At 69.0% G+C, this 6891-nt stretch carries 7 protein-coding genes; 4 read left to right on the forward strand and 3 right to left on the reverse strand.

Going from position 1 to position 6891, the window contains the following annotated elements; translation table 11 throughout:
• The 4 genes from ACT6S0_RS25355 to ACT6S0_RS25370 form a co-directional block, all read left to right on the forward strand.
• On the forward strand, positions 1-1114 hold a 1114-nt coding region (locus ACT6S0_RS25355; RefSeq protein WP_444766513.1), incomplete at its 5' end, for a hypothetical protein.
• Positions 1115-1138: 24 nt separating this feature from the next.
• Complete coding sequence (locus ACT6S0_RS25360) at positions 1139-1825, forward strand: class I SAM-dependent methyltransferase (protein ID WP_444766514.1); 687 nt, start codon at positions 1139-1141, stop codon at positions 1823-1825.
• A 5-nt stretch (positions 1826-1830) separates the two neighbouring features.
• Positions 1831-2655 carry a hypothetical protein gene (locus ACT6S0_RS25365; RefSeq protein ID WP_444766515.1) on the forward strand — a complete coding sequence of 275 codons (825 nt, stop codon included), beginning with the start codon at positions 1831-1833 and terminating at the stop codon, positions 2653-2655.
• Positions 2639-3685, forward strand: a complete 1047-nt coding sequence (locus ACT6S0_RS25370; RefSeq protein ID WP_444766516.1) for a GSCFA domain-containing protein — start codon at positions 2639-2641, stop codon at positions 3683-3685. Before ACT6S0_RS25365 ends, ACT6S0_RS25370 begins: the two co-directional genes overlap by 17 nt.
• A gap of 7 nt (positions 3686-3692) precedes the next feature.
• On the opposite strand, the gene ACT6S0_RS25375 is transcribed toward ACT6S0_RS25370, so the two are convergent.
• From ACT6S0_RS25375 to ACT6S0_RS25385, 3 genes are all read right to left on the reverse strand, one after another.
• Complete coding sequence (locus tag ACT6S0_RS25375) at positions 3693-4475, reverse strand: DUF2306 domain-containing protein (protein ID WP_444766517.1); 783 nt, start codon at positions 4473-4475, stop codon at positions 3693-3695.
• Positions 4476-4694: 219 nt separating this feature from the next.
• Positions 4695-6632: a hypothetical protein gene (locus tag ACT6S0_RS25380; RefSeq protein WP_444766518.1), complete on the reverse strand. Its 1938-nt coding sequence runs from the start codon at positions 6630-6632 to the stop codon at positions 4695-4697.
• Positions 6633-6641: 9 nt separating this feature from the next.
• A partial coding sequence (locus tag ACT6S0_RS25385; protein ID WP_444766519.1) for a hypothetical protein occupies positions 6642-6891 on the reverse strand: 250 nt, incomplete at its 5' end.

The raw sequence follows: 6891 nt of genomic DNA on the forward strand, positions 1-6891 counted from the left end.
GCGCGTGGGCCTGCCCGGCCACCTGACGCTGCTGCGCAGCGCGCACGGCAAGCGCAGCGGCAAGGTCTGGGCGGCGCTGGCGCAATCCGGCCACCGGCTGCTGCACCTGGGCGACAACCCGCGTGCCGACGTCGAGCAGCCGCGCGCCGCCAACATGCAGGCCGAGCTGACGCTGCAGACGCAACCCACACCGACCGAGGCGGCGCTGCTGACGGCCGGTCTGCCGCTGCTGGCCCAGGTGCTGCGCGAGGCGCGGCTGGCCACGCCGCGCGGCGGCCTGGGCAACGAGCTGCTGCGGCTGCAGACGGAGCTGAACCTGCCGGTGCTGGCGGCCAGCGCCCTGCACCTGCTGGCCACGGCGGGCGACCTGCCGCAGCTGCGTCTGCTGTTCTCGGCCCGCGACGCGCGCTATCTGCAGGCCGTCTACGACGCGCTGGCCAGCGGCTTACCCGGTGGCCACCCGAGCAGCCACTACTGGCACAGCTCGCGTCTGGCACGCACCGGCGGTGCTGCCGACTACCTGGCCTACTGCCGCGAGCTGATCGGCCCGGCGGCCTGGCTCATCGACCTGTGCGGCACCGGCGCCTCGGTGCTGGCGCTGCGCGAGCGGCTGGGCATAGAGCCCGAGCGCGCCCTGCTCTTCGTCTGCGAATTCATCGACTCGCCGCAGCAGATTGCCGGCCTCATGCAGCGCTACGGCCTGAAGGACTGGCAGCCGCCGGCGGCGCTGTGGACCGACCGGACGCTGGTGCCCAACGAGGTGCTGGAGCTGCTGAACTACGTGCCCGAGGGCATGGTGCGCGGCGTGAAGGCGGTGCCCGGCGGCTTCGTGCCGCTGCGCGAGCCGATGGAGTTCTCGCCCGAGGTGCTGGCCGGCGTGCGCGCGCAGCAGGACTTCGTGCACGCCTATGCCAGCCATCTGGCCGGTGCGGCACGCAGCGCCGGGGCGCCGCTGCTGCGCGAGTTTGCCGAGCATGGCCCGCAGGCCTGTGCAGCCATCGGCTCGGCGGCCCAGGGATTGATGCCGGAGGTCTCGGCCCTGGTGGCCGCCTGGCTGCCTGGCCACCGCCTGGCCGAACATGAGCTGGCCGCCCGCCTGGGCGCGCCAGTCTGATTTCAATTGAACAAGGAGACAGCGATGGTGACCGGAGAACTCGAGCAACGCTTCGTGCAGGGCCTGGGTGGCACGTCCGACAAGTGGCGCCACTACTTCGAGGTCTACGAGCGGCACATGCAGCGCTTCAAGGGCGCCGAGTGCACCTATCTGGAGATCGGCGTGCAGCGCGGCGGCTCGCTGACGCTGATGCAGGAGTACCTGGGGCCGCAGGCCAAGGTCGTCGGCATCGACATCGACCCGGCCTGCGCCAACAACCCCAACCACAAGGTCTACATCGGCGACCAGTCCGACGCCGGCTTCCTCAGCACGGTGGCGCAGGAGGTCGGTCCCATCGACATCGTCATCGACGATGGCGGCCACACGCCCGACCAGCAGCTGGTGTCCTTCTTCACGCTGTTCCCGCGGCTCAAGTTCGGCGGCGTCTACATCGTCGAGGACCTGCACTGCAACTACTGGGAGGGCTATGGCGCCTCCCGCTTCGGCATCAATTTCTACGACTTCGCCAAGGGCCTGACCGACAAGATGGCGATGTGGCATTTCGACCGCCGCATGGCCGACGGCCGCGCCCAGCAGCCGCGCGAGCAGCGCCAGGGCGCGCGCAGCATGGGCAACTTCGCGGCCGAGCAGATCTTCAACATCTCGTTCTACGACTCCATCATTGCCTTCGAGAAGCGGCTGGTTCCCGAGCCGCTGCGCGAGCGGCGCTGACGACGATGAACGCAGCACGGCGCTTCGCCGCCATCGGCAGCTCGCACCTGTTCGGGCTGCTGCAGCAGTACGTGGCGCCGATGGAGTCGGGCCGCTTCCAGTCGGTCTGGGACACCGGCCGGCCCTTCGTCGCCGAGCTGCCGCTGGGCGTGCCCGGCTGGCAGGGCGATTTCGTGCTCTACAACACCCCCGTGGCCGGCCCCCCGCCGCTGCTGAAGGACGGGGTGCTCTACATCCCGCCCGAGCTGACCGGCGTGCTGGGCCACATCCCGGCCGGCACGGAGGTCGTCTTCTCGCTGCTGCGTGGCCAGGAGTTCGCGGTGTCCCAGCTCGTCGACGACCCGACGCATGCCGACTTCATCGGCGAGGAGGACATCTCTGGCGGCGCCTTCGAGCCGGGCCGGCGCTGGATGTCGCGCGAGGACGCGCTGGCCTGGGTGCGCGGCATTGCCGAACCGCTGCTGACGACGCATCTGGCGCTGCGCCAGCAGTTCCCGCAGGCGCGCATCGTGCACGTCCCGGCGCCGCCACCCCTTCAAGACGAGGCCCATATCCTCGCCAACGCGGAGGGCTTCGGGCCGCTGTTCGCTGCGCATGGCGTCAAGCCGTTCGCGATGCGGCTGCGCGTCTACCGGCTGATGTATGCCGAGCTGGCCCGCCAACTGGCCGGGCACGGCATCGCCAGCCTGGCGCCCCCGGCCGAGGCGCTGACGCCGGCAGGCGGGCTGAAGGCCGAATGCGCGCGTGGCTGCCTGCATGGCAATCATCTCTATGCCCAGGGGCTGGCCGCTCAAATGACCGAGGTTCTGACGCATGTCGCATCCCTATGAACAGATGGGCGGCCAAGCCTTCTGGCGCAAGACCGTCAGCGCCCGGGCCTGGGGCCAGCTCGACTTCAAGCCCAGCACGAAGTTCAAGCTGACGCCGGCGCTGAAGATCGCCACGGCCGGCTCCTGCTTTGCGCAGCACATGGCCCGGCGGCTGGAGAGCTTCGGCCTCAGCCACTGGGTGGTGGAGCAGGCGCCCGCCGGCGTCTCGCCGGAGCGCGCCCGCGAGCTGCAGTACGGCGTGTTCTCGGCCCGCTATGCCAATGTCTACACGGTGCGCCAGTTGCGCCAGCTCGTCGAGTTCGCCTTCGGGTTGCGTGCCGACGACAGCCCCGTGCTGACCGAGAACGGCCGCTGCTTTGACGGCCTGCGCCCGCGCATCCAGCCGGGTGGCTACGACAGCCTGGCCGACCTGCGCGCCGACCGCGCCTGGCACCTGGCCCAGGTGCGTCGGTTGTTCAGCGAGTGCGATGTCTTCGTCTTCACGCTCGGCCTGACCGAGGCCTGGGTGGAGCAGGGCAGCGGCATCGTTTTCCCGGTCTGCCCGGGCACGGCTGCGGGCGAGTTCGATGCCACTCGGCATGGCTTCGTGAACTTCGAATACCCGGAGGTCCTGGCCGACCTGGAGTGGGTGCGCGAGTTCGTCGCCGGCGTGAACCCGGCGATGCGCTGGATCGTCACCGTGTCGCCCGTGCCGCTGGTGGCGACGGCGACGCCGCACCCGGTCATCGTCGCGTCAAGCTATTCCAAGGCCGTGCTGCGCGCGGTGGCGGGGCGCTTCGCCGATGCGCATGACGGCGTCGACTACTTCCCGTCCTTCGAGATCATCTCGTCGGCGCAGAGCTTCGGACAGTACCTGGAAGGCGACCTGCGCGAGGTGTCGCCGCGCGGGGTCGACCATGTCATGCGGCAGTTCTCGGCCGCCTTCGTCGCGGCCGGCGAGCGTGTCACCGCAGCGCCGGCCAGCATCGCCGCCCAGGCCGCCGCGGCGGCCCAGGTCGAGTGCGAGGAACTGCTGAACGACCGGCCCTGATCGGCCTTCAGAGGATGCGCGGCAGCCACAGCCCCATCGTGGCGCCGGCGATGCCGACGGCCGTGGCCAAAGCAAGCAGACCGACCGTCAAGGCCAGCGCCACGCCGCGGCCGCGCGCGCGCAGGTAGAGCTCCAGCTCGGCCAGCGGCAGCAGGAACTGCGCGAAGCTGAGCGCATAGACGAAGGGGCCGGTGAAGGTCTTGGGATCGAAGCCGACCGGGGCCTGCCAAATCATCAGCCACAGCATCAGACCGACGCGGAAGAACCAGACGCCGTTGACCACCATGAACAGGCGCAGCGCCCAGCGGCGGTGCTGCTCGAAGCGGCGTGCCCGCGCATGCCGCCAGGCCAGCCACGCGAAGGCGACGATGAGCATGCCGTTCAGGCTGATGGCCAGATGCATGAGCGTGCCGCCCACCGTGCCCTTCACCCAGACGAGGTAGAAGCCGCTGAGCGTGCCGAGGACCGCGCCGACCATGAAGATCCGGCCCATCGTGCGGTGCACGGCCGGCGCGCGGCGGCGCAGCGCCGGGATGAGCTGCATCACGCCGATGGCGGTCAGCAGCAGCGCGAAGACGAGGTGGACGCTGAGCAGCGAGTTGCCCAGCCAGTCGCCCGCGACCCAGCGCGATTCGCCCGGCGGGCCGCCGAGGGCGGCGCGGCCATAACTGATGCCGATGTAGCTGGCGAAGATCGCCAGCCCGGTGGCGGCGACGACAAACCAGAGGCCGGCCGCGGCGGCGACCGGCCGGCTTGGGCGGCTTAGGCTGATAGAACGGTTGGTGCTCACTGGGGGCCTTCCTGTTGTGCAACGGAAGGCATTCTTCTGAAACCCCGGTTACAGCCTGTCGACACAACGACAGGCCGCTGCGCCGCCCTGACGAACTGCAGAAACGGCCGACAGACAGCAAAAGAACAGGCCCTGCGGATCGCTCCACAGGGCCTGGATGGGCCGGCACCGCCGTGCCGGCGTCAGGAGATCAAAAAATAGTCGTCTGAGGTCTGCGCGTCAGATCCAGTTGGCACCGTTGCGGCGCTGCTCGTCGTCGTCGGCCAGCTTGCGGTCGATGGCCGCGAGGTGGGCGTCGGGCGATGCGGGCAGCAGGCCGGCCTTGGCCAGCTCGGCCGGCGCGCCGCCCAGCAGTGCGGCGCTTGGCGCGGCGAGCACGTCGGTCAGGCTGACCGTCGTGGGCTCGCTGGCCTGCTGGGGCTGCACGTCCTTGGCGAACCAGACATCGGCCATCTGGTGAGTGCTGCCGTCGGTCTTCGTGTAGCTCGAGATCAGCCCCACCAGGTTGCCGTTGTCCATGGCGGTGCTCTTGGCCGCATTCAGGTCGAGGGACAGGATGCCCAGGTCTGCGAGCGACTTCAGCTCACCGGCGTCGGTCTTGCCGTCGCCGTTGGCGTCGATCCAGACCTGCAAGTGCTTCCAGTTGACGTCGTTGGCATCGAGCTTGCCGTCGAGGTTGCTGTCCTGGTCGACCATGGCGACATAGCCGTCGTTGGCACGCTTGCCATTGGCCAGCGTGGTGCCCATGCCGAACAGCTCGCTACCGTCGTTGATGATGCCGTCGCCATTGCGGTCCATGACAAGCAGGCCGTCACCGCCCGCTACCCAGCCGACCTTGTGGGTCTGACCGGTGGCCAGCAGGTCGAAATCGACGCCCTGCGCTGCCGCCAGCGTGTTCACGCCATTGCCGTCAAGGTCCAGCACGATGGGCGAAACCATCAGGTAGGCGTTCAGCTGCGCTGAAGTCATCTCGCTCTTGACGGGATTGCTCAGTGCTTCGAGCTGCGCCATGCTCATCGCCATGATGTCTCGGGTCTCGAGGCCACCGATCTGGTCGGTGGTGATCGAGGCCATCTGGTCTGTCGTCAGCACCGCGGCCTGCGCGGTGGTCAGCGCGGTGATCTGCGTGCTGCGCAGCTGGCTGAACTGGTCGGTCACCAGGGCCTGGATCTGGCCGTTGGTCAGCGCGGCGAAGTTGCCGGTGGTCAGGGCGCGCAGGTCGTCCGTCTCCAGTGCAGCCACCTGCCCGGTGGTCAGAGCCCGCAGCTGGGTCGAGGTCATGATGGAGAACTGCGCTGCTGAGAAGCTGTTCAGATCCTCCGTCGACAGGTTGGCGAGTTGGCTGGTGGTCAGCACCGAGACGCGGCCGCCGAGGCCCGTGAGCTGGTCGGTCGTCAGCGCTGCCAACTGGGCGTTGGTCAGGGCCTGGACCGACGCTGTGGACAATCTGCCGATGTCGTCGGACTCGATGGCCACGATCTGGTCGGTCGAGAGCGACACCACCTGGGCGGTCGTCAGCGCCGCCACCTGGGCCGAGGTCAGCGCCGCCATGTCGGCGGCTTCGAAGCCGTCGAGCTGGGCCGCAGACAGCGACTGGATCTGGCCGGTCGTCATGCCGGCGATGTGGTCGCTGGTCAACGAGGCGATCTGGTCGGAGCTCAGCAGGCCGAGCGCCGCCGTCGTCACCGCACGCAGGTCAGCGGTCTCCAGCACGCTGAGCTGGTCGGTCGTCAGCGCGCCGATCTGCGTCGAGCTCATCACGGCGTACTGGTTGGTGCCCATCGCAACGAGGTCCTGAGTCTCGAGCGTGCCGAACTGACCGGCGGTCAGCGCGGCCACCTGGCCGGTGCTCATGCGGGCAAACTGGTCGCTCGTGAAGGCGTTCAGGTCGTCGCTGTTCATTGCCGACAGCTGGGCGGTGGTCAGGCTGTTGACCTGGCCCGTCGTCAGCGCCTGCAGCTGGTCGCTGGTCAGGCCGTCGATCTGGGCGTTGGACAGGGCGCGCAGGGCCGCCGTGGACAGCGACCTGATGTCACCGGTTTCGATGGCGGCGAGCTGGTCCGTCGACAGGCCCAGGACCTGGACCGAGGACAGCACGGCGATCTGGGCGCTGCTCAGGGCCGTCATGTCAGCGGCTTCCAGACCCTGGATCTGCACGCTGGTCAGTCAGCCGATCTGTCCAGTGCTCATCGCAGCAACCTGGTCGCTCGTCAGGCTTGCGAGCTGGTCGGAGCTGAGCGCGCGCAAGGCCGTGGTCGACACCGCGCGCAGGTCGGCCGTCTCCAGCTTGGACAGCTGGTCGGTCGTCAGTGCGCCGAACTGGGTGGAGCTCAGCACCGCGAACTGAGCGGTACCCAGGGCGTTGAGGTTGTCCGTCGCCAGATTGCTGAGCTGGTTGGCGCTGAGCGCCTGCACC

The sequence above is a fragment of the Roseateles sp. genome (assembly GCF_052436255.1).
GTDB lineage: Bacteria > Pseudomonadota > Gammaproteobacteria > Burkholderiales > Burkholderiaceae_C > Pelomonas.

Coding starts and splice junctions, on each gene's coding strand:
- ACT6S0_RS25365 (WP_444766515.1), top strand. CDS start 1,831: ATGAACGCAGCACGGCGCTTCGCCGCCATCGGCAGCTCGCACCTGTTC.
- ACT6S0_RS25370 (WP_444766516.1), top strand. CDS start 2,639: ATGTCGCATCCCTATGAACAGATGGGCGGCCAAGCCTTCTGGCGCAAG.
- ACT6S0_RS25360 (WP_444766514.1), top strand. CDS start 1,139: ATGGTGACCGGAGAACTCGAGCAACGCTTCGTGCAGGGCCTGGGTGGC.